General features: G+C 61.1%; 24 protein-coding genes. 13 read left to right on the forward strand and 11 right to left on the reverse strand.

Annotated features, from left to right (window positions below):
- Positions 1 to 111: 111 nt before the first annotated feature.
- Positions 112 to 573 (reverse strand): TlpA disulfide reductase family protein, encoded by a 462-nt coding sequence (locus VRB54_RS14370; protein WP_338477732.1) that lies wholly within the window; start codon positions 571 to 573, stop codon positions 112 to 114.
- Positions 574 to 688: 115 nt separating this feature from the next.
- Between VRB54_RS14370 and arsC the strand changes: the two genes are divergently transcribed.
- Together arsC and wrbA are read left to right on the forward strand one after the other, a co-directional pair.
- Positions 689 to 1,042, forward strand: coding sequence for an arsenate reductase (glutaredoxin) (gene arsC, locus VRB54_RS14375; RefSeq protein WP_209982789.1), 354 nt, complete (start codon positions 689 to 691; stop codon positions 1,040 to 1,042).
- Positions 1,039 to 1,644: an NAD(P)H:quinone oxidoreductase gene (gene wrbA / locus VRB54_RS14380; RefSeq protein WP_057007493.1), complete on the forward strand. Its 606-nt coding sequence runs from the start codon at positions 1,039 to 1,041 to the stop codon at positions 1,642 to 1,644. The genes arsC and wrbA overlap by 4 nt, the downstream gene beginning before the upstream one ends.
- An 81-nt stretch (positions 1,645 to 1,725) precedes the next feature.
- Here wrbA and VRB54_RS14385 read toward each other — a convergent pair whose 3' ends face one another.
- Complete coding sequence (locus VRB54_RS14385; protein WP_057007494.1) at positions 1,726 to 2,397, reverse strand: DNA-3-methyladenine glycosylase I; 672 nt, start codon at positions 2,395 to 2,397, stop codon at positions 1,726 to 1,728.
- Between the two features lie 67 nt (positions 2,398 to 2,464).
- The gene (gene ttcA, locus VRB54_RS14390) at positions 2,465 to 3,289 is read right to left on the reverse strand and encodes a tRNA 2-thiocytidine(32) synthetase TtcA (protein WP_338477733.1); all 825 of its coding nucleotides are present in this window, start codon (positions 3,287 to 3,289) and stop codon (positions 2,465 to 2,467) included.
- 178 nt (positions 3,290 to 3,467) lie between these two features.
- Here ttcA and VRB54_RS14395 point away from each other — a divergent pair, with 178 nt between their 5' ends.
- The 7 genes from VRB54_RS14395 (at position 3,468) to VRB54_RS14425 (ending at position 7,572) form a co-directional block, all read left to right on the forward strand.
- A complete protein-coding gene (locus tag VRB54_RS14395; protein WP_057007496.1) occupies positions 3,468 to 3,962 on the forward strand; it encodes a SprT family zinc-dependent metalloprotease in 495 nt (164 codons plus the stop codon).
- A gap of 173 nt (positions 3,963 to 4,135) precedes the next feature.
- Entirely contained in the window at positions 4,136 to 4,528 is a 393-nt protein-coding gene (gene tusD / locus VRB54_RS14400; protein ID WP_338477734.1) for a sulfurtransferase complex subunit TusD, read from the forward strand.
- Position 4,529: 1 nt separating this feature from the next.
- On the forward strand, positions 4,530 to 4,880 hold the full coding sequence (gene tusC / locus VRB54_RS14405) for a sulfurtransferase complex subunit TusC (RefSeq protein ID WP_338477735.1): 351 nt from the start codon (positions 4,530 to 4,532) through the stop codon (positions 4,878 to 4,880).
- On the forward strand, positions 4,880 to 5,158 hold the full coding sequence (gene tusB, locus VRB54_RS14410; RefSeq protein ID WP_338477736.1) for a sulfurtransferase complex subunit TusB: 279 nt from the start codon (positions 4,880 to 4,882) through the stop codon (positions 5,156 to 5,158). Before tusC ends, tusB begins: the two co-directional genes overlap by 1 nt.
- Positions 5,155 to 5,490 (forward strand): TusE/DsrC/DsvC family sulfur relay protein, encoded by a 336-nt coding sequence (locus tag VRB54_RS14415; protein WP_338477737.1) that lies wholly within the window; start codon positions 5,155 to 5,157, stop codon positions 5,488 to 5,490. The genes tusB and VRB54_RS14415 overlap by 4 nt, the downstream gene beginning before the upstream one ends.
- On the forward strand, positions 5,487 to 6,488 hold the full coding sequence (locus tag VRB54_RS14420; RefSeq protein ID WP_338477738.1) for a glycosyl transferase family protein: 1,002 nt from the start codon (positions 5,487 to 5,489) through the stop codon (positions 6,486 to 6,488). The genes VRB54_RS14415 and VRB54_RS14420 overlap by 4 nt, the downstream gene beginning before the upstream one ends.
- Before the next feature lie 88 nt (positions 6,489 to 6,576).
- Positions 6,577 to 7,572 carry a glutathione S-transferase family protein gene (locus VRB54_RS14425; RefSeq protein ID WP_338477739.1) on the forward strand — a complete coding sequence of 332 codons (996 nt, stop codon included), beginning with the start codon at positions 6,577 to 6,579 and terminating at the stop codon, positions 7,570 to 7,572.
- Between the two features lie 248 nt (positions 7,573 to 7,820).
- Here the strand turns inward: VRB54_RS14425 and cysG are convergent, their stop codons facing one another.
- The 6 genes from cysG to VRB54_RS14455 are packed head-to-tail and all read right to left on the reverse strand — an operon-like array spanning position 7,821 to position 15,320.
- Entirely contained in the window at positions 7,821 to 9,215 is a 1,395-nt protein-coding gene (cysG, locus tag VRB54_RS14430; RefSeq protein WP_338477740.1) for a siroheme synthase CysG, read from the reverse strand.
- A complete protein-coding gene (gene serS, locus VRB54_RS14435) occupies positions 9,216 to 10,496 on the reverse strand; it encodes a serine--tRNA ligase (protein ID WP_338477741.1) in 1,281 nt (426 codons plus the stop codon).
- Positions 10,497 to 10,512: 16 nt separating this feature from the next.
- Positions 10,513 to 10,887 carry a fluoride efflux transporter CrcB gene (gene crcB / locus VRB54_RS14440; protein WP_135291974.1) on the reverse strand — a complete coding sequence of 125 codons (375 nt, stop codon included), beginning with the start codon at positions 10,885 to 10,887 and terminating at the stop codon, positions 10,513 to 10,515.
- Complete coding sequence (locus VRB54_RS14445; protein ID WP_338477742.1) at positions 10,887 to 12,209, reverse strand: replication-associated recombination protein A; 1,323 nt, start codon at positions 12,207 to 12,209, stop codon at positions 10,887 to 10,889. Before VRB54_RS14445 ends, crcB begins: the two co-directional genes overlap by 1 nt.
- 27 nt (positions 12,210 to 12,236) lie before the next feature.
- Complete coding sequence (lolA, locus tag VRB54_RS14450) at positions 12,237 to 12,860, reverse strand: outer membrane lipoprotein chaperone LolA (RefSeq protein ID WP_057007506.1); 624 nt, start codon at positions 12,858 to 12,860, stop codon at positions 12,237 to 12,239.
- Positions 12,861 to 12,914: 54 nt separating this feature from the next.
- Complete coding sequence (locus VRB54_RS14455) at positions 12,915 to 15,320, reverse strand: DNA translocase FtsK (RefSeq protein WP_338477743.1); 2,406 nt, start codon at positions 15,318 to 15,320, stop codon at positions 12,915 to 12,917.
- 498 nt (positions 15,321 to 15,818) lie between these two features.
- Between VRB54_RS14455 and aat the strand changes: the two genes are divergently transcribed.
- The 3 genes from aat to infA all read left to right on the forward strand — a co-directional run bounded on the left by aat (position 15,819) and on the right by infA (position 17,581).
- Positions 15,819 to 16,499 (forward strand): leucyl/phenylalanyl-tRNA--protein transferase, encoded by a 681-nt coding sequence (aat, locus tag VRB54_RS14460; RefSeq protein ID WP_338477745.1) that lies wholly within the window; start codon positions 15,819 to 15,821, stop codon positions 16,497 to 16,499.
- 55 nt (positions 16,500 to 16,554) lie between these two features.
- Positions 16,555 to 17,262, forward strand: a complete 708-nt coding sequence (locus VRB54_RS14465; RefSeq protein WP_338477746.1) for an arginyltransferase — start codon at positions 16,555 to 16,557, stop codon at positions 17,260 to 17,262.
- A 100-nt stretch (positions 17,263 to 17,362) separates the two neighbouring features.
- A complete protein-coding gene (gene infA / locus VRB54_RS14470; protein WP_002553999.1) occupies positions 17,363 to 17,581 on the forward strand; it encodes a translation initiation factor IF-1 in 219 nt (72 codons plus the stop codon).
- A 260-nt stretch (positions 17,582 to 17,841) separates the two neighbouring features.
- Here infA and clpA read toward each other — a convergent pair whose 3' ends face one another.
- Both clpA and clpS read right to left on the reverse strand, forming a co-directional pair.
- Positions 17,842 to 20,112 (reverse strand): ATP-dependent Clp protease ATP-binding subunit ClpA, encoded by a 2,271-nt coding sequence (gene clpA / locus VRB54_RS14475; RefSeq protein WP_057007510.1) that lies wholly within the window; start codon positions 20,110 to 20,112, stop codon positions 17,842 to 17,844.
- Positions 20,113 to 20,141: 29 nt separating this feature from the next.
- Positions 20,142 to 20,510, reverse strand: a complete 369-nt coding sequence (gene clpS / locus VRB54_RS14480) for an ATP-dependent Clp protease adapter ClpS (RefSeq protein ID WP_057007511.1) — start codon at positions 20,508 to 20,510, stop codon at positions 20,142 to 20,144.
- Positions 20,511 to 20,811: 301 nt separating this feature from the next.
- Here clpS and VRB54_RS24650 point away from each other — a divergent pair, with 301 nt between their 5' ends.
- Positions 20,812 to 21,114 (forward strand): transposase, encoded by a 303-nt coding sequence (locus tag VRB54_RS24650; protein WP_422396060.1) that lies wholly within the window; start codon positions 20,812 to 20,814, stop codon positions 21,112 to 21,114.
- Positions 21,115 to 21,118 lie beyond the last annotated feature (4 nt).

Raw genomic sequence — 21,118 nt, forward strand, 5'->3', positions numbered from 1 at the left:
ATGTGGGAGGGGGCTTGCTCCCGATAGCGGTGTATCAGTCAACCGATGTATGGACTGACACTCTGCAATCGGGAGCAAGCCTCCTCCCCCAGTTGTTTTGGGGTATACCCTTTAGCCGCGTAAGGCCTTGAGCTTGGCCAGCACCCCTGCCGCCGTTTGCTCGCCCATTAACTGCTCGCGCACCTTGCCCTTGTCGTCAATGATGTAGGTCACCGGCAACGCCTCGCTGCGCGGGATATCAAAGAGCTCTTCGGGGTTCTGCGCCAATACGGTGAACTTGATCCCCAGTTTCTCGCTGGCGGCCTTGAGTTCCTCGCCCTGCACATTGTCGAAATTGACCCCGAACACGCCGATATTCTGGGCTTTCAACTGTTCGGATAACGCATTGAGCTCGGGGATTTCCGTGCGGCACGGGCCACACCATTCCGCCCAGTAGTTGACCACCAGCCACTGCTTGTCGAGGCGCTCCGCCGCCACCTTCTGGCCGTACTGGTCGACGCCATAGTCGTTGCCGCAGCCGCTGAGCAGCAGGGTTGTGATGATCGCCAATGCACCGATCAGTCGCCTTGTCATGGAGTAATCCTTCGCAAAAATGAACGTGGGCTGCGACCGGTTGCCTCTTACGGTTTAAGGACGGGCCGCCACGCGGGTAGAATACCCGCCACCTTACGCAAGATGCGACCCGCACATGACCGATCTGACGCTTTATCACAACCCGCGCTGCTCGAAATCCCGCGGTGCGCTCGAACTGCTTGAAGCCCGTGGTCTCGCTCCGACCGTGGTGCGCTACCTCGAAACCCCGCTGAACGCCGCGCAACTGACGGCGTTGCTCGGCAAGCTCGGTATCACTGCGCGCCAGCTGCTGCGCACCGGTGAAGACGAATACAAAACCCTCGACCTGGCCGACGCCACCTTGAGCGAAGCCCAGGTGATCGCTGCCATCGCCGCGCATCCAAAGTTGATGGAACGCCCGATCCTGGAAACCGCCGACAAGGCCGTCATTGGTCGCCCGCCCGAGAAGATACTGGAGATTTTGCCGTGAGTACGCCGTATGTGCTGGTGCTGTATTACAGCCGTAACGGCTCGGTAAGCGAGATGGCCCGGCAGATAGCCCGTGGCATCGAGCAAGGCGGGCTGGAAGCGCGCCTGCGCACGGTGCCGGCGATTTCCGCCGAGTGCGAAGCCGTGGCGCCGGGCATTCCGGAAGAAGGCGCGCTGTATGCGAGCCTGGATGACCTGAAGAACTGCTCGGCCCTGGCCCTGGGCAGCCCGACGCGCTTTGGCAACATGGCCGCGCCGCTCAAGTATTTTCTTGATGGCACCAGCAACCTGTGGCTTACCGGCGCCCTCGTCGGCAAGCCGGCCGGGGTGTTCACCTCCACCGCCAGCCTGCATGGCGGCCAGGAAACCACGTTGATGTCGATGCTGCTGCCGTTGCTGCACCACGGCATGCTGATCACCGGCCTGCCCTACAGCGAGCAGGCGCTGCTCGACACCCAGGGCGGCGGCACGCCCTATGGCGCCAGCCACCATGCTGGAGCGGACGGCAAGCGCCTGCTCGATCAACATGAAACTGCGCTGTGCCGCGCCCTGGGCCAGCGCCTGGCAAAAACCGCACGGCTGTTGGAAGGCCAACCAGGCTAAGGTCCTGCCACCCCGCTCCCACATTTTGCAATGCATGCCAAAAGTGGGAGCGGGCTTGCCCGCGAAGGGCTCACCTGAGTCTCAATGATTGACGGTGTAAGCCAGCATCATCGACAACTGACACATCGGCCGCCCGCTCTCGGCGTGCCACTGGTTGAACGCGCCCTGCACCGCCGCCAGATCCCGCAGGCTGGTGGGCGCCCTGTCGACGATTTTCTGCGCATTCAGCGCCGCCACCACATCATCACTGGGCACAAACGTGTCCTTGCCCACCATGCGCAAAAAGCGCGGCGCCGACAGCCCGCCCAACTGGTGGCCGTGCTTGCTCAGGTATTTCCATAACCCGACGATGTCGGTCACCGGCCAGTCGGCGACAAATGCGCCGAAGCTGCCCTTTTCCTGCTCGATGTCGAGGATCATCTGCGCGTTGCGCGGCACGCTCTTGAGTTTGCCCAGGTGGCGGATGATGCGCGTGTCCTGCATCAGCCGTTCCAGATGCTCGGCGCCCATCAACACGACTTTCTCCGGGTCGAAGCCGAAGAATACCTGCTCGAATGCCGGCCACTTGGCGTCCACCACGCTGTGCTTCAAGCCTGCGCGAAACACCCGTAACGCCAGGGTCGACAGGTAGCGGTCATCGCTGATCTTGCGCAACTGCGCGGCCGTTTTGGGCGTTGGCAGGTGGGCTTCCAGCTTGGCCGCCGAGCCGAAGCGGTTCAGACAATATTCGTTCAGCCACTTGTAATCGCGCATGCCCTCTCCCGGGGATTGAAATGAAAACGGCGCCCGTGAGCGCCGTCCTTCAGAGCGTTGCAGGGCCTCAGAGGTTCACTACATTGACGAAGCGCGAGGCGGCGCTCTCGTCGATACGCAGGCTGGTGAAGTCGAACAGGTTGCGGTCGGCCAACTGCGACGGGATCACGTTCTGCAGGCTGCGGAAGATACTCTCGGTACGCCCGGGGGTCTTGCGCTCCCAGTCCAGCAGCATCTCCTTGACCACCTGGCGCTGCAGGTTTTCCTGGGAGCCGCACAGGTTGCACGGGATGATCGGGAACTGCTTGAGGTCGGAGTAGGCCTGGATATCCTTCTCGTTGCAATACGCCAGCGGGCGGATCACCACGTTGCGCCCGTCATCGGCGCGCAGCTTGGGCGGCATGGCCTTGAGCGAGCCATTGAAGAACATATTGAGAAAGAAGGTTTCGACGATATCGTCGCGATGATGCCCCAGGGCCATCTTGGTCGCGCCAATCTCGTCGGCAAAGGTGTAGAGCGTGCCCCGGCGCAGGCGCGAGCACAGCGAGCAGGTGGTCTTGCCTTCGGGAATCAGTTCCTTGACCACCGAATAGGTGTCTTTCTCGACGATGTGGTACTCCACGCCCAATGCCTTGAGGTAGGCCGGCAGCACATATTCGGGAAACCCCGGCTGCTTCTGGTCCATGTTGACGGCAACGATGTCGAACTTGATCGGCGCGACCTTTTGCAGGTGCAGCAACACATCGAGCATCGTATAGCTGTCTTTGCCGCCGGAGAGGCAGACCATGACCTTGTCGCCGTCCTCGATCATGTTGAAATCGGCAACCGCCTCACCGGCCAGGCGACGCAGGCGTTTTTGCAGTTTGTTCTGGTTGACCGTAAGAGTGCCCATGGCGCTTGGATCCGCTGGAGGTGTGTGACGAAAAGCGCAGCATTTTACCGATAAGACCGGTGAAGTTCCAATGCGCCCGCTGAGCCTTCAACCCCTGGGCAATGACCATTCGGCGCCTGACAGATTCGGAAACACCCCGCTTTGCGGCATACTGGACCGCTCTGGAGATAGATACAGCATGTCCGAGCCACTCAATACCCGCGTCGAAGATTGTTTCCTGCAAGCCGAGTCCTTTTTCAAACGAAGCTTCAAACGCCCCCAGATCAGCCTCAAGCTGCGGGGCCAGAAAGCCGGTGTCGCGCATTTGCACGAAAACCTGCTGCGCTTCAATCCACAGCTGTACCGCGAAAACAGCCAGCACTTCCTGAAACAGACCGTGGCCCATGAGGTGGCGCATCTGATTGCCCACCAATTGTTTGGCGAGCGCATCCAGCCCCATGGCGAGGAATGGCAACTGATCATGCGCGGCGTTTATGAACTGCCGCCGGATCGCTGTCACACCTATGCGGTGAAGCGCCGCCAGGTCACTCGCTACATCTACCGATGCCCGTGTGCGGACAGCGACTTTGCGTTTTCCGCGCAACGCCATGGCATGGTGGCCCAGGGGCGCAGGTATCTGTGCCGGCGGTGTCGGCAGACGTTGGTGTTCAGCGGGGAAACCCGCGTGGAATAAGGGCCTCACCGAAAGCAAGCCCCCTCCCACATTTGGCTCGATGAACGCCGTTACATGTGGGAGCTGGCTTGCCTGCGATAGCGCTCGATCAATCACCGCACCGTTTTGATCACGGCGGGCTTTTTCGCAGCCGCCGCTTTATCATGAGCCCACGTTTGTTTACCGAGTGTTCCATGAAGTTCGCGATTGCACTGTATAGCGCCGCCCATGCGCCCTCCTCGCGCCGCGCCTTGCTGTTCGCCCAGGCGGTATTGGCCGGCGGGCACGACATTGTGCGGCTGTTCTTCTATCAGGATGGTGTGTACAGCGCGTCCAACAACATCGTTGCGCCGCAGGATGAGCAAGACATTGCGCGCCAGTGGCGTGAGTTTGTCAGCCTGCATCAGCTCGACGGCGTGGTGTGCATCGCCGCCGCCCTGCGCCGTGGCGTGCTTGACCGCGAAGAAGCCACCCGTTATCAGCGCAGCGCGGTGAATCTGGATGCGCCCTGGGCGCTGTCGGGCCTGGGGCAACTGCATGACGCCATCCAGGACGCCGACCGCCTGATCTGTTTTGGAGGGCCGTGACATGTCCAAATCCTTGTTGGTGATCAGCCGCCAGGCGCCGTGGTCCGGCCCGAGCGCGCGGGAGGCCCTGGATATCGTGCTGACCGGTGGCGCGTTCGACCTGCCGATCGGCCTGCTGTTCATGGACGACGGCGTGTTTCAGCTGGCCTCGGACCAGAACGCCAGGGCCGTGCAACAAAAGGATCTGAGCGCCAACCTGCAGGCGCTGGAGCTGTTCGGCATCGACGATGTTTTCGCCTGCAACCACAGCCTGGAAGTACGCGGACTGAATGCGCCAGCCAGCGCCCAAGGCCTGGGCAGCGACGCCATTGCCCAATTGATCGACCGTTACGACCAGGTGATAACCCTCTGATGTCGACTCTCCATGTGCTCTCCCACTCTCCGTTCACCGACAGCCGTCTCGACAGCTGCCTGCGCATCTGTGGCGCCGAGGACGCGATCCTGCTCTGCGGCGACGGCGCCTATGGCCTGCAAAACGCCGCCCTGCAAGGCAAGGGCGTGAAAGTCTTCGTGCTGGCCGAAGACAGCCAGGCGCGCAACCTGCCACTGCCCGACTGGGCCGACAGCGTTGACTACCCCGGCTTCGTGCAGCTATCCGTCGACTACGACAAGGTCAACACCTGGCTATGAACACCCTCACCGTAGGCGCGCGCCGCCTCGAACTGGACAAGGACGGCTACCTCGTCGACCTCAACGACTGGTGCGAGGACGTCGCCAGCGCCCTCGCCGCTGCCGAAGGCCTGGCATTGACCCCCGCGCACTGGGAAATCCTCGAGTTGCTGCGCGGCTTTTATGCCGAGTTTCAGTTGTCTCCGGCCACGCGCCCGCTGATCAAGTACACCGCCTTGAAGCTGGGCCCGGAAAAGGGCAATAGCCTGCACCTCAACAAACTGTTCAACGGCACTCCCGCCAAACTCGCCGCCAAGCTGGCGGGCCTGCCCAGGCCGACGAATTGCTTATGACCGACTTTGCCCCACTGACCCTCGCTACGCCCGAAGAGCACCCGTTTGCGCCGTTCGTGCGCATCCTCGGCAAAGGCAAGCGCGGTGCGCGCAACCTGACCCGCGCCGAAGCCCGCGAAGCCATGGGCATGCTGATCGACGAAAAGGTCGAGGACACCCAGCTCGGCGCTTTCCTGATGCTGCTGCGCCACAAGGAAGAAAGCCCGGAAGAACTCGCCGGCTTCACCGAAGCCGTGCGCGAGCGCCTGAACGCGCCAGCGTTGAACGTGGACATCGACTGGCCTACCTATGCCGGCAAAAAGCGCCACCTGCCGTGGTTCCTGCTGGCGGCCAAATGCCTGGCGCAGAACGGCGTGCGCATTCTGATGCACGGCGGCGGCGCACACACCGCCGGCCGGCTGTACACCGAGCAATTGCTTGAAACCCTGCAAATCCCCCTGTGCCGCACCTGGCAACAGGTCGAGGCGGCCTATGAACACGGCAACCTGGCGTTTATCCCGCTGGGCGATTGGGCGCCGCAGTTGCAACGCATGATCGACCTGCGCAACACCCTGGGCCTGCGTTCGCCGATCCACTCGCTGGCGCGCCTGCTCAACCCGCTGAAGGCCCGTTGCGGCCTGCAAAGCATTTTCCATCCGGGCTACCAGGGCGTGCACCGCGACGCCAGCGGCCTGCTGGGCGATAACGTGATCGTGGTGAAAGGCGACGGCGGCGAAATCGAGATCAACCCCGACACCCTCAGCCATTTGTACGGCACCACGGGTGGCCAGAGCTGGGACGAAGAGTGGCCTGCCCTCTCCGCCCAGCGCCACGTCAAACCGGCGAGCCTGGAGCCCGAGCATTTAAAGGCGCTGTGGCGTGGTGAGGTCGAGGACAGCTATCCGCAACTGGCGCTGATCGCAACCATGGCGCTGGCCCTGCGCGGCCTTGGCCAGCCACGGGAGCAGGCGTTCGAACTGGCCAGGCAATACTGGTTAGCACGGGACAAATCGATTTAATCGATCATTGTCGCCGGGTATTTGCGCTTTTAGTTCGAACTCACGCCTTTAGACTGGGCTCCAACGCTTATTAGCCAAGGAGCCAATCATGGGTTTGCTGATCGAGGGACACTGGAAAGACCAGTGGTACGAAAGTAGCGCAGATGGCGCGTTCCAACGCGAACAGGCACAACGTCGTAACTGGGTGACCGCCGACGGCGCGCCCGGCCCGAGCGGCGAAGGTGGCTTCAAGGCCGAAGCGGGTCGCTATCACCTCTACGTGTCACTGGCGTGCCCGTGGGCGCACCGCACCTTGATTCTGCGCACACTCAAGGGGCTGGAAAGCCTGATTGACGTGTCGGTGGTCAGTTGGTTGATGCTGGAAAACGGCTGGACCTTCGACAAGGCCCACGGCTCCACTGGCGACGCTCTGGATGATTTCCAGTTCATGCACCAGCGCTATACCGCCGACACCGCCGACTACACCGGGCGCGTCACCGTGCCGGTGCTGTGGGACAAAAAACTCAAGCGCATCGTGAGCAACGAATCGGCGGAGATCATCCGCATGTTCAACAGCGCGTTCAACGTGTTGACCGGCAACACCCTGGACTTCTACCCCGAGCCCCTGCGCCCGACCATCGACGCACTGAACGAGCGCATCTACCCGGCCGTCAACAACGGCGTGTATCGCGCAGGCTTTGCCACGTCGCAGCAGGCGTATGAAAATGCATTTGATGATGTGTTTGCCGAGCTGGACCAGCTGGAACAGCACCTGGGCACGCATCGCTACCTGGCCGGTGAGTACCTGACCGAGGCGGATGTGCGCTTGTTCACCACGCTGATTCGCTTTGATGCGGTGTATTACAGCCACTTCAAGTGCAACCTGCGCCGGATCGCCGATTATGCGAATTTGTCGAACTGGCTACGGGAGATGTATCAGTGGCCGAGGGTGGCCGAGACGGTGGATTTTGCGCATATCAAAGGGCATTACTATGCGAGCCACCGCACGATCAATCCGACCGGGATCGTGCCGAAGGGGCCGTTGCTGGAGTTTGATGGCGAGCATGACCGCAACAGGCTGACTGGCCAGGGCGTCCACGGCTGACTGCACAACTCTGGGAAGCGGGCCTGCCTTCAGTTAAGCGCAGACTCCCTGTGGCGAGCAGGCTTGTCCTGCGCTGGGCTGCGCAGCAGCCCCAAAACCAGGCGCTGAGCCGTATCAGGTACACCGCGTTTTGCAGGATGGGGGGCGCTTCGCACCCCAACGCGGGGCAAGCCCGCTCGCCACAATAAGCCCGCTCGCCACAATAGGCGGGTTTGCCACAAAAACGGGGTTGCCACAAGGAGGCGATGTCAGACCTGGGATTGGGCGCCTTCGAACCATTTGAGTTTTTCACGCAACACCACCACCTCACCCACGATCACCAGCGTCGGCGCATGTACTTCATGCTCCGCCACCATGCGCGGCAGGTCGGCCAGGGTGCCGGTGAATACACGCTGGTTGGCGGTCGTCCCCTGCTGGATCAACGCAGCCGGGGTGTCCGGCGCGCGGCCATGCTGGATCAGCTGCTCGCAGATGATCGGCAAACCAATCAAACCCATGTAAAACACCAGGGTCTGCGACGGGCCGACCAGGTCCCGCCAGGGCAGGTCCGAGGTGCCATTTTTCAAATGCCCGGTGATGAAACGCACCGATTGCGCATAGTCGCGGTGGGTCAGCGGAATCCCGGCATAGGCCGCGCAACCGCTGGCCGCGGTGATCCCCGGTACTACCTGGAACGGGATGCCATGGGCCGCCAGCTCTTCGATTTCTTCACCGCCACGTCCAAAGATGAACGGATCGCCACCCTTGAGGCGCAGCACGCGCTTGCCCTGCTTGGCCAGACTGACCAATTGCTGGTTGATCTGCTCCTGCGGCACGGCGTGTTCGGCGCGACGCTTGCCAACGTAGACACGCTCGGCATCGCGACGACACAGATCAAGAATCGCCGGTGCCACGAGGCGGTCATACAGCACCACATCGGCCTGCTGCATCAGGCGCAGCGCGCGGAAGGTCAGCAGGTCCGGATCGCCCGGGCCGGCGCCTACCAGATACACCTCGCCCGGCGCATAGGGCGGCGCACCGTTGACCTTTTCGATCAACAGGCGCTCGGCTTCAGCACCCTGCCCGGCCAACTGACGGTCGGCAATCGGGCCTTGAAACACCTCTTCCCAGAACGCGCGGCGTTGCTGCACATCCGGGTACAAACCTTTGACCTGAGCGCGAAAGCGTGCCGCCAGGCCGGCCAGTTGACCGTAAGTCGATGGAATCCAAGTTTCCAGCTTGGCGCGAATCAACCGCGCCAGCACCGGCGCATCGCCGCCGCTGGACACTGCGATCACCAGCGGCGAGCGGTCGACAATCGCCGGAAAAATCACGCTGCACAAGGCTGGCGCATCCACCACATTGACCGGCACGCAACGGCGCTTGGCATCACTGGACACCTGCGCGTTCAAAGGCTCGTCGTCGGTTGCCGCGATCACCAGCACGCAACCATCGAGGTCGGCCTCCTGATAACCGCGCAGCACTACCTCCCCGCCACTGCCCAGCACCAGTTCACACAACTGACCTTCGACCTGGGGAGCAACCACCTGCAGCAACGCACCGGCCTCGGCCAGCAGGCGGGATTTGCGCAAGGCAATTTCCCCACCGCCAACCACCAGTACACGGCTGCCGCGCAGGTTATGAAACAGCGGCAGAAATTCCATTTAACCGATGACCTCGACGCCCGCCATGTAAGGCTTGAGCACCTCGGGCACGCGGATCGAGCCGTCTGCCTGCTGGTAGTTTTCCAGCACGGCCACCAGGGTACGGCCAACGGCCAGGCCCGACCCGTTGAGGGTGTGTACCAGTTCCGGTTTGCCGGTTTCCGGGTTACGGAAACGCGCCTGCATGCGCCGCGCCTGGAAATCGCCGCAGTTGGAACACGACGAAATCTCGCGGTATTTGTCCTGGCTCGGCACCCACACTTCCAGGTCGTAGGTCTTCACGGCGCTGAAGCCCATGTCGCCGGTGCACAGCGCCAGCACGCGATAAGGCAACTCCAGCAGCTGCAGCACGCGTTCGGCGTTGGCGGTCAGGCCTTCAAGGGCTTCCATCGATTTGGCGGGTTCGACCACCTGCACCATTTCGACCTTGTCGAACTGGTGCTGGCGGATCATGCCGCGGGTATCACGACCCGAGGCACCGGCTTCGCTGCGAAAACACGGGCTGTGGGCGACGAATTTGAGCGGCAGCTGCCTGGCGTCGAGGATCTCGCCGGCGACGATGTTGGTCAGCGAGACCTCGGCGGTCGGGATCAGGTACAGGTCGGCTTCGCCATCGCGGCTGATCTTGAACAGGTCTTCTTCGAACTTGGGCAACTGGCTGGTGCCCATCAGCGCCGGCGCCTGCACCAGGTAAGGCGTGTAGGCTTCCTCGTAACCGTGCTCGGCGGTGTGCAGGTTGATCATGAACTGCGCCAGGGCGCGATGCATGCGCGCAATCGGGCCGCGCAGCAAGGCAAAGCGCGCGCCGGACATTTTGGCAGCGGTTTCGAAATCCAGGCCGCCGGTCAATTCGCCCAGAGCGACGTGGTCCTTGATCTGGAAATCAAACGCTTTGGGCGCGCCCCATCGGCGCACTTCGACGTTGCCGTCTTCGTCGGCGCCAATCGGCACTGACTCATGGGGAATGTTGGGGATGCCGAGCAGGATCGAATCCAGCTCGGACTGGATCCTGTCCAGCTCGACCTTGCCCTCGGACAGCTCGCTGCCCATGCGCTCGACGTCCGCCATCAACGGCGCGATGTCTTCGCCGCGCTGCTTGGCCTGGCCAATGGATTTGGAGCGCGCATTACGGTCAGCCTGCAGTGCTTCGGTGCGGGTCTGGACGGTCTTGCGCTGTTCTTCCAGCGCTTCGATGCGCGCAACATCCAAGGCAAAGCCACGGGATGCCAGGCGGTCCGCTACGTCCTGAAGGTTGCTACGTAACAGTTTGGAATCGAGCATGTCGGTCTCTCGTTTATCAAAGTTTGGTCAAGGACAGGCCGGCCCAGGTGGCGAGCAGCCCGCCGAACACGCTGATGCCCAGGTACCCGAAGGCGACCAGGGCCTGGCCGCTTTCCAGCAGGCGCAGCGTGTCCAGTGAAAAGGATGAAAAGGTCGTCAGACCGCCTACAAAGCCGACAATCAAGCCGGCGCGAATCTCAATCGGCACTTCCGGGCGCAACAGGAACCAGCCATACAACAGCCCGATAATCAGGCACCCCACCAGATTGACCGCCAGGGTCGCCGCGTAAAAATGCTTTGGCCAGTTGGCGCTCACCCACGTCCCGGTGGCGAAACGCAATAATGTACCAGCGATGCCGGCAGTGGACACGGCAAGAATCGTCTTGAGCACTACTTTCTCCGCTGCCTGGGACTGAGATGGTCGAGTTGAGCGAGGTGATTGAGCTTTTCGCCGATCTTCAGCTCCAGGTCACGGGGCACCGGCTGGTAGAGCGGCAACGGCTCAAGCTCATCGGGGAAATAATCTTCGCCGGCGGCGTAGGCGTCCGGCTCATCGTGGGCGTAGCGGTATTCATCGCCGTAGCCCAGCTGCTTCATCAGCTTGGTCGGCGCATTGCGCAGGTGCATCGGCACTTCGAGGGAGCCGTGTTCGGCCGCCGCGCGCAATGCCGATTTGAAGCCCATGTACACCGCATTGCTTTTTGGCGCGCAGGCGAGATAAGTGATGGCCTGGGCCACCGCCAGCTCGCCTTCCGGGCTGCCGAGGCGCTCCTGCACGTCCCAGGCGGCGAGGCACAGGCTCAGGGCGCGCGGGTCGGCGTTGCCGATGTCTTCGCTGGCCATGCGCACCACACGGCGCGCCAGGTACAACGGGTCGCAACCGCCATCGATCATGCGCGCAAACCAGTACAACGCGCCGTCCGGGTTGGAGCCGCGCACCGATTTGTGCAGCGCCGAAATCTGGTCGTAGAAGGCTTCGCCGCCCTTGTCGAAACGTCGACGCGTATCGCCCAACAGGCTTTGCAGGAGATCGACGCCAATCTCGCTGCCGTCTTCGGCCAGGTCCGAGGCGTTTTCCAGCAGGTTGAGAAAACGCCGGCCATCGCCATCGGCGGCGGTGAGCAGAATCTGAAAGCCTTCGTCGCTGACGCTCAACTGGCGCTTGCCCAGGCCCTTGTCTTCGCCCAGGGCGCGCTGCAGCAGCTTTTGCATGGCGGCGGCGTCCAGGCTCTTGAGCACATAGACCCGCGCCCGCGAGAGCAAGGCGTTGTTGAGTTCGAAAGAGGGGTTTTCGGTGGTGGCGCCGATAAAGATCAGCGTGCCGTCCTCGACGTAGGGCAGGAACGCATCCTGCTGCGACTTGTTGAAGCGATGCACTTCGTCGACGAACAGGATGGTGCGCTTGCCGTACTGGCCGGCCTGCTGCTTGGCGACTTCCACCGCCTGGCGGATTTCCTTGACCCCGGCGAGTACCGCCGAGACCGTTTCAAAGTGGGCGTCCGAGACTTTGGCCAGCAGCCGCGCCAGGGTGGTCTTGCCCACGCCGGGCGGGCCCCAGAAAATCATCGAGTGCAGTGCACCCTGCTCCAGGGCTTCGCGCAGGGGCTTGCCGCGCGCGAGCAGGTGTTCCTGACCGACATACTCATCCAGGTTGGTCGAGCGCAGGCGCGCGGCCAGGGGCTGGGCAATCGGATCACTTCGAAACAGGTCCATGGGCAGCGTTTGTAACCTCTGGGCAGTTTATTCCTGGATCACGTCGGCACCCTTGGGGATGTCGAACTTGAACCGGGACGCGGGCACCGGCGTATTGGCCTTGACCCCGGTGAACAGGATATCGGTGCGCTGGCCGACGCTGTCGATCAGGCGCATGTTGTTGATCACGCCATTGCCGAACGACAGTTGCAGGCTGTCAAACAACGTGTCTTTGGATTTGGGCTTGAGGGTGAACTCGATCACGTTGCTGGTTTGCTTGGAGGTGATGTCGAAGCTGTCGTTGATTTTCGACACATCACCGGACAGCAGCAGCGCCGGAGTCTGATTCAGGCGTGGGTCGAGCTTCTTGATGGTCGCCTGCTCCAAATCCGGGTCCCACAGCGTAACCTTCTGGCCGTCGGAGACGATGGTCTGCTCGGACTTGCCTTCGGTGTGCCAGTAGAACAGGCCGGGGCGCTGCACGGCCATCTCGCCGGCGGTTTCCTGCAAGCGGGTGCCGCCAGCGTCCAGGGTCAACTGGGAGAAGCGCGCGGTGAGGGTCTGGGATTTGTCCAGCAGGTTTTTCAGGCTGGCGACGGAGGCCGGGTCGGCGTGGGCCGAAACAGCAGTCAGGGCCAGGGCCGGCAACAACAGCATGCGGATAAGGCGCATGGGAGTCCTCATTGAGTAATCAGGGCGCGCCGCGTGCTGCCACGCGGCGCGAGGTCAGTCGCGCGCCTGCCCGGGGGCAATGACTTCGCGCGAGCCGTTGGTGTTCATTGCAGTGACGACGCCGGCGTTTTCCATCGATTCGATCATGCGCGCGGCGCGGTTGTAGCCGATCTTCAGCTTGCGCTGCACGGCGGAGATCGAGGCGCGACGGCTTTCCAGCACGAAGGCCACGGCCTCGTCGTAGAGCGCATCGGTTTCGGCATCATCGTCGCCGCCGCTGCCGCCGTCGAAGCCGCTGCCGGCCTCTTCCACACCGGCGAGGATGTCGTCGTTGTATTCCGGCGCACCGCGCAGTTTCCACGCCTCAACCACGCGGTGCACTTCGTCATCGGACACGAAGGCGCCGTGCACGCGGATCGGCAGGCTGGTGCCGGGCGGCATGTAGAGCATGTCGCCGTGGCCCAGCAACTGCTCGGCGCCGCCCTGGTCGATGATGGTCCGTGAGTCGATCTTGCTCGACACCTGGAACGCCATGCGCGTCGGAATGTTGGCCTTGATCAGGCCGGTGATCACGTCCACCGACGGGCGCTGGGTGGCGAGGATCAGGTGGATACCGGCGGCACGCGCCTTCTGCGCGATCCGCGCAATCAGTTCTTCGACCTTCTTGCCGACGATCATCATCATGTCGGCAAATTCGTCGACCACTACCACAATGGTCGGCAGCTTGGTCAACAGCGGCGCTTCGTCGTGAATGCTTTCGCGCTTGTACAGCGGATCGGCCAGCGGGGTGCCGGCGTCCTGGGCTTCCTTGACCTTGGCATTGAAGCCCGACAGGTTACGCACGCCCATCTTGGCCATCAGCTTGTAGCGCCGCTCCATCTCGGCCACGCTCCAGCGCAGGGCGTTGGCGGCGTCCTTCATGTCGGTGACCACCGGGCACAGCAGGTGCGGAATGCCTTCGTAGATCGACAGCTCGAGCATCTTCGGGTCGATCATGATCAGCTTGGCGTCGTCCGGGCCGGACTTGAACAGGATCGACAGAATCATCGCGTTCACGCCCACCGACTTACCGGAACCGGTGGTACCGGCCACCAGCAGGTGAGGCATTTTCGCCAGGTCCGTGATCACCGGCTTGCCACCGATGTCATGACCCAGGGCCAGGGTGACCGGCGATTTGAAGTTGTCGTATTCCGGGGTCGACAGCACCTCGGAGAAGCGCACGATCTGGCGGTCCTCGTTGGGAATCTCGATACCCACGGTGGTCTTGCCGGGGATCACTTCCACCACCCGCACGCTGGTCACGGCCAGGGAACGCGCCAGGTCTTTGGCCAGGTTGGAAATACGGCTGACCTTTACACCGGCGGCCGGCTGGATTTCGTAACGCGTGATCACCGGGCCCGGGTGGATCGAGTCCACCGAGACTTCGACGCCGAATTCCTTGAGCTTGATTTCCAGCAGGTGGCCGACCGCCGCCAGGGATTCCGGGGAATAGTTGAGTTGTTTCTTTTCGGCCGGGTCGAGAATCGAGATCGGCGGCAAGGTGCCTTCCACGGCGCTGTCGATGAACAACGGCGCCTGTTTCTCTTTCTGCACGCGATTGCTCGGCTCGGGAGCCTTTGTCGGTGCCGGGGCGATCACCGGCGGCACCTGCTTCTCGCGGTCCGACATGTGCTTGCTCAGGGCCTGCTCGCGCTCGATCAGGCGCTCCTTGACCTTGGCCTGCTCACGGCGGTCCGGCGTGGTCGGCGCGACCACCTCGTTGACGCGGGTGTCCACCTCGCGCAACTGCGCCACCATGCGCTTGCGCTCAACACGGGCCGACCACCAGCGGTTGGCGGCGCCCTGGAACAGCTCCAGCAGGTCGAGGGTGATCTTGCCGGTCACGTCCATCACCTTGAACCACGACAGGTCGGTGAACACCGTGAGGCCGAACAGGAACAGCGCGATGAACATCAGCGTGCTGCCCTGGATATTCAGGCTCTTGCGTGCCAGGTCGCCGAGGCTTTCGCCCAGCGCGCCGCCCGCGCCCGCTGGCAGGCCGGTGGGCGCATGAAAGTGAATATGCGCCAGCGCGGCGCCGGACAGCACGAGGAATACCAGACCGATCAGGCGCCAGGAGAACAGCCAGCCGCTCCACTGCCACGGCTCGTGACGCTGGCGGAAGATCTGCCAGGTCTTGATCGCCAGCAGCAACGGGAAGATATAGGCGAAGTAACCCAACACCATGAACAGGATATCGGCGCTATAGGAACCGGCAGGCCCGCCGAAGTTCTGCACGTCTTCGATCTTGCTGTTGTGGCTCCAGCCCGGATCGTCCTTGCCATAGGTAAGCAAGGCCATCATCAGGAACAGGCACAGGGCACCGATGGCGATCAGCGCACCTTCCTTGAGTCGGTAGTGCAGGTGCTGGCGCCAGGCCGGCACGACTGCTGCTTTGGGTGTTGCGGCGGATTTCTTCAAAACGGGTCTTTTCCTGCGCCTTTGGCGCGTCCATCTGTTGAATGACTGCACATGCTGCCCAATCCGAGCAGCTGAAAAATGAACGAATGTCGGTAAATCTACTGTTAACACAGGGCGTTGGACAGGCGAAACGACGATAACGCCACGATGGCCGCATTGTACGGGTTTGCGTGCGTGATGCCACACACTTGCCCCTCACCCGCCAGCCTGGACAATTGGCGTGTCATGGCCTGTTCAATTTGAGCATGCATTGCCTTAGCTGACAAAGGCTTATGCGTGGTTTTTATCATTCAAGGCAAGCTTGGCAAAGGGCCTGCACTGGCACGACCCGATTACGACCCCACCCCTTGCGCAGAGTTGCAGAAACACCCGTTTACGCTAATACCCGACAATGTGCCCTTGGCACTGGCCGTGCGCTGCCACGTCGACAATAATCATCGCTCAAGCGGCAGGCGTCATATCTGCCACTCCCCTCCCCTTCTGCAAAGCCTGGATGCCATGCTGACCTGGTTACAACGCGACAACCTGACTTTTCCGCCGCTGGCCAAAGCCATGCGTGAACCCAATGGTTTGCTGGCCGCCGGTGGCGACCTGTCGGCCGAACGGCTGATCCAGGCTTACCGCCACGGCTGTTTTCCCTGGTTCTCCGAGGGGCAGCCGATTCTCTGGTGGTCCCCGGACCCGCGCACGGTGATATTCCCCGACGAACTGCACGTGTCACGCAGCCTGGGCAAGTTGCTGCGCCAGCAGCGCTACAGTGTGACGTTCGATCAGGACTTCGCTGCGGTGATCCAGGCCTGCGCCGCGCCGCGCAGCTATGCCGACGGCACCTGGATCACCGAAGGCATCCAGAGCGCGTACCTGGCGCTGCATCAGAGAGGTTATGCGCATTCGGTAGAGGTATGGGACGAGGGTGAACTGGTAGGCGGACTTTACGGCCTGGCGATGGGCCAGTTGTTCTTTGGCGAATCCATGTTCAGCCGTGCCGACAATGCCTCGAAATTCGGCTTTGCCACTCTTACAAGGCAATTACAGGCCTGGGGGTTCGTGCTGATCGACTGCCAGATGCCCAACGATCACCTGCACAGCCTCGGCGCACGCGCCATCCCACGCAGTGAGTTTGCCGATTTCCTGTACAAACATCTGGATCAGCCCAACGCAGGCCCGTGGGTTTCCTAGGCGACATCCGCGCACCTGGCTTACACTTATTTCAAAGCTTATCCGAGGGTTGATCATGACCGAGCTGGCGCGCTTGAAGTTTTATGCCACTCAAGCCCACTCCTGCAGCTATCTGCCCGATGAGCAGGCCACCACGCTGTTCCTCGACCCCAGCCAGCCCATGGACGTGCATGTGTACGCCGACCTCTCGGAGATGGGGTTTCGGCGCAGCGGCGATCACCTGTACCGACCGCACTGCCAGCACTGCAATGCCTGTGTGCCGGCACGCATCCCGGTGGCGCAGTTTGTGCCGGACCGTAACCAGAAGCGCATTCTCAAGCGCAACGCCGACCTGACGGTGACGCCGGCCCTGCCCAGGTTCACCGAGGAATACTTCGACCTCTATCAGCGCTATATCGAACAGCGGCATGCCGACGGCGATATGTTCCCGCCCAGCCGCGACCAGTTTTCCACCTTTCTGGTGCGCGACCTGCCTTTTTCACGTTTTTACGAGTTTCGCCTGGAAGGTCGTCTGGTGGCCATCGCCGTCACCGACTTGCTGCCCAACGGCCTGTCGGCGGTCTACACCTTCTATGAGCCCAGGGAAGAGCGTCGCAGCCTCGGACGCTTTGCAATCCTGTGGCAGATTGGCGAGACGCTGCGCCAGGAACTGGAGGCGGTGTACCTTGGTTACTGGATCAAAAACTGCCAAAAGATGAACTACAAGACCCAATATCGGCCCATTGAGCTACTGATTAATCAAAGATGGGTCACGCTTAACTAGAACCCCTTGGCTTGAACACCCTTTTTCGGGCACAATGCACGCCGCTTTTGCCTGGCGCAGTTGCACCGGGCCATTCACTGGATACCGAGGGCTTTACTGCATGTCGAAAGAAGACAGCTTCGAAATGGAAGGCACTGTCGTCGACACCCTGCCCAACACCATGTTTCGTGTGGAGTTGGAAAATGGGCACGTCGTAACCGCGCATATCTCCGGCAAGATGCGCAAGAACTACATCCGTATTCTTACCGGTGACAAAGTGCGCGTCGAGCTGACGCCCTATGACTTGAGCAAAGGGCGCATCACTTACCGCGCTCGCTAAGCAAGTCAATACAAAACGCCCGGTTATGCCGGGCGTTTTTGTGTGTGCGTATTATTTATTTACCAACACCGCACATCGAATGTGGGAGGGGGCTTGCTCCCGATGGCGGTGTGTCAGCCACGTATCAAGTGACTGACACACCGCCATCGGGAGCAAGCCCCCTCCTACATTTTGATCTCCGCTGTCTTGAAAGTGGATTGTAGACAGCAAAAAGGCGCCTTTCGGCGCCTTTCGGCGCCTTTTGTATTGCTGTGGAGCGATCAGGCCATTTCTGCGGTGGTCTCGAACTCGAAGGTCAACTCGCCATCCTTCAAATCGATATGCACCACGCCGCCATGGTCGGCGAGTTCACCGAACAGGATCTCTTCGGCCAATGGCCGCTTGATCTTGTCCTGAATCAGACGCGCCATCGGGCGAGCGCCCATTGCCGCGTCGTAACCACCCTCGGCGATCCAGCTGCGCGCCGCTTCCGTTACGTCCAACTGCACGCGCTTGTCTTCCAGCTGCGCCTGAAGTTCGGTAAGGAACTTGTCCACCACGCTCTTGATAACCTCATGGCTAAGGCGACCAAACTGGATGATGGTGTCCAGACGGTTACGGAACTCCGGCGTAAAGCTCTTCTTGATCACTTCCATCGCATCGGAAGAGTGATCCTGATGACTGAAGCCAATCGAAGCCCGCGCGGCGGTTTCGGCACCGGCGTTGGTGGTCATGATCACGATCACATTGCGGAAGTCCGCCTTGCGCCCGTTGTTGTCGGTCAGGGTACCGTGGTCCATCACCTGCAACAGCAGGTTGAAGACTTCCGGGTGGGCCTTCTCGATTTCATCGAGCAGCAGAACGCAATGCGGTTGCTTGGTAATGGCCTCGGTCAACAGACCGCCCTGGTCGAAACCGACATAGCCCGGCGGTGCACCGATCAGGCGCGACACGGTGTGGCGCTCCATGTATTCGGACATGTCGAAGCGCACCAACTCGATACCCATGGCCTTGGCCAGTTGCCGCGCAGCTTCGGTCTTGCCGACGCCGGTAGGGCCTGCGAACAGGAACGAACCGACCGGCTTGTCCGGCGACTTGAGGCCCGCACGCGACAGCTTGATGGCCGTGGACAGCGAATCGATCGCCGCATCCTGGCCGAACACGGTGAGCTTGAGGTCACGCTCCAGGTTACGCAGCAGCTCCTTGTCGGAACTGGTGACGTGTTTTGGCGGAATCCGCGCGATCTTCGCCACGATGTCCTCGACCTGAGGCACATCGATGCGCTTCACACGTTTTTCGACCGGCTGCAGGCGCTGGTAGGCACCCGCCTCGTCGATCACATCGATGGCCTTGTCCGGCATATGGCGGTCATTGATGTAGCGTGATGCCAGCTCGGCCGCCGCGCGCAACGCCTCATCGGTGTACTCGATGCCATGGTGCGCTTCGAAGCGCCCCTTGAGCCCGCGCAGAATGCCGATGGTGTCTTCAACCGAAGGCTCGGAGACATCGACTTTCTGGAAGCGCCGTGCCAGAGCACGGTCTTTCTCGAAGATGCCGCGAAATTCCTGGAATGTCGTCGAACCGATGCAACGAATATCACCCGACGACAGTAATGGCTTGAGCAGGTTGGAAGCATCCATCACACCGCCGGACGCCGCACCGGCACCGATGATGGTGTGGATTTCGTCGATGAACAGAATGGCTTGCGGGCGTTTTTTCAGCTCGCCGAGCAGCGCCTTGAAACGCTTCTCGAAGTCACCACGGTACTTGGTGCCGGCAAGCAACGCGCCGAGATCAAGAGAGTAGACGACGCTGTTGGCCAGTAGATCCGGTACCTGGTTGTCGACGATGCGCTTGGCGAGGCCTTCGGCAATCGCCGTCTTGCCAACGCCGGCCTCACCCACCAGCAGCGGGTTGTTCTTGCGCCGACGTGCAAGGATCTGCGCCACGCGCTCGACTTCAAGCTCACGTCCTACCAGCGGATCGATCCGCCCCTGGCGCGCCAGCTCGTTGAGGTTGCTGGCGTAGGCATCCAGCGGGTTGCTTGAAGAAGAAGACTCACCGCCCTCGTCGTCCTGCATATCCTGCTCACCCTCGGAATGATCGCCATGCCCGGGCACCTTGGAGATACCGTGGGCGATGTAATTGACCACATCGATACGGGCCACGCTCTGCTGCTTGAGCAGGAACACGGCCTGGCTTTCCTGTTCACTGAAGATGGCCACAAGCACATTGGCGCCTGTGACTTCACGCTTGCCGGAGCTCTGAACGTGGAACACAGCACGCTGCAATACCCGCTGAAAGCCCAGGGTTGGCTGGGTTTCGCGGTCCTCGTCATGCACGGGGATCAGCGGCGTGGTGGAGTCGATAAACTCCTGCAGGTCATGCTTGAGTTTGTCGAGGTTGGCGCCGCACGCACGTAGAACGGTGGCGGCAGCTTCGTTATCCAAAAGTGCCAGCAGCAGGTGTTCGACGGTCATGAATTCATGACGCTTCGAACGAGCCTCCTTGAAGGCAAGATTGAGGGTGACTTCGAGCTCGCGGTTTAACATAGCTTCACCTCATACCCAAGTGGTCGGCGTTAACCGTCCTTCTCGATTTCACAGAGTAGCGGATGCTGGCTTTCCCTGGCGTACTGGTTGACCTGCATGGCCTTTGTCTCGGCGATGTCGCGGGTAAACACTCCACATACTGCCCGTCCTTCTGTGTGAACGGCCAGCATTACCTTGGTCGCCAACTCGCGGTTCAGGTTAAAAAACACCTCGAGCACTTCGACCACGAAATCCATCGGTGTGTAGTCATCATTGAACAAAACCACCTTGTACATCGGCGGCGCCTGTAAAGCAGGCTTGGCCTCCTGAACAGCAATGCCTGCAGAACCGTCGTCATCGTGTTGGTGATCCGGGCGATCCTGATTGAAGGTTAGTCGAATCTGGCTGATTGCATGCATGGAAAGAAAGGTTCGTCAGTGGTTCAATAACAGTGGTGGGGGCGGGCTGTCAGAATTTCAACTCCCGACGGCGGGTCGCCTTGACTATCGGCAAATCGGTGTTACAACCAATAGAACCCACAGTGGGTAAAAAAGGTCCGCGCAGTCAACCTTATTTATTCGGGTTAGGACGGATAAACTGGATGATACTCCAGTGATGGAGTCTGGTGCAGAGGGATATGGTATGTCTGTGAACTGGCCTAATGATTTTGGACACTTCAATCGGGCGCTATGATAGCGCCCAAATCTGAGGTGTTTGGATATGCGTAAATCTTATTCGAGTGAGTTCAAGCTCAAGGCTGCCAGCATGGTGTTGGATGAAGGTCAGCCGGTTACCGAAGTCTGTGCCAGCCTGAATATCGGCCCCACAGCCCTACGCCGCTGGATCGATCAAGTGCAAAAAGAACGCTTGGGCTCGACTCCGGTAGGGGCCAAGGCGATTACCGCTGATCAACGAGAAATCCAGAGGCTCAAAGCTCTGCTTAGAGAGAAAGACCTGGATATCGAAATCCTAAAAAAGGCCAGTGCTCTCCTGCTTTTGGACGCCAAAGATCATTCACGCTGATCGA

The organism is Pseudomonas trivialis (genome assembly GCF_036864995.1).
Classification (GTDB): domain Bacteria; phylum Pseudomonadota; class Gammaproteobacteria; order Pseudomonadales; family Pseudomonadaceae; genus Aquipseudomonas; species Aquipseudomonas trivialis.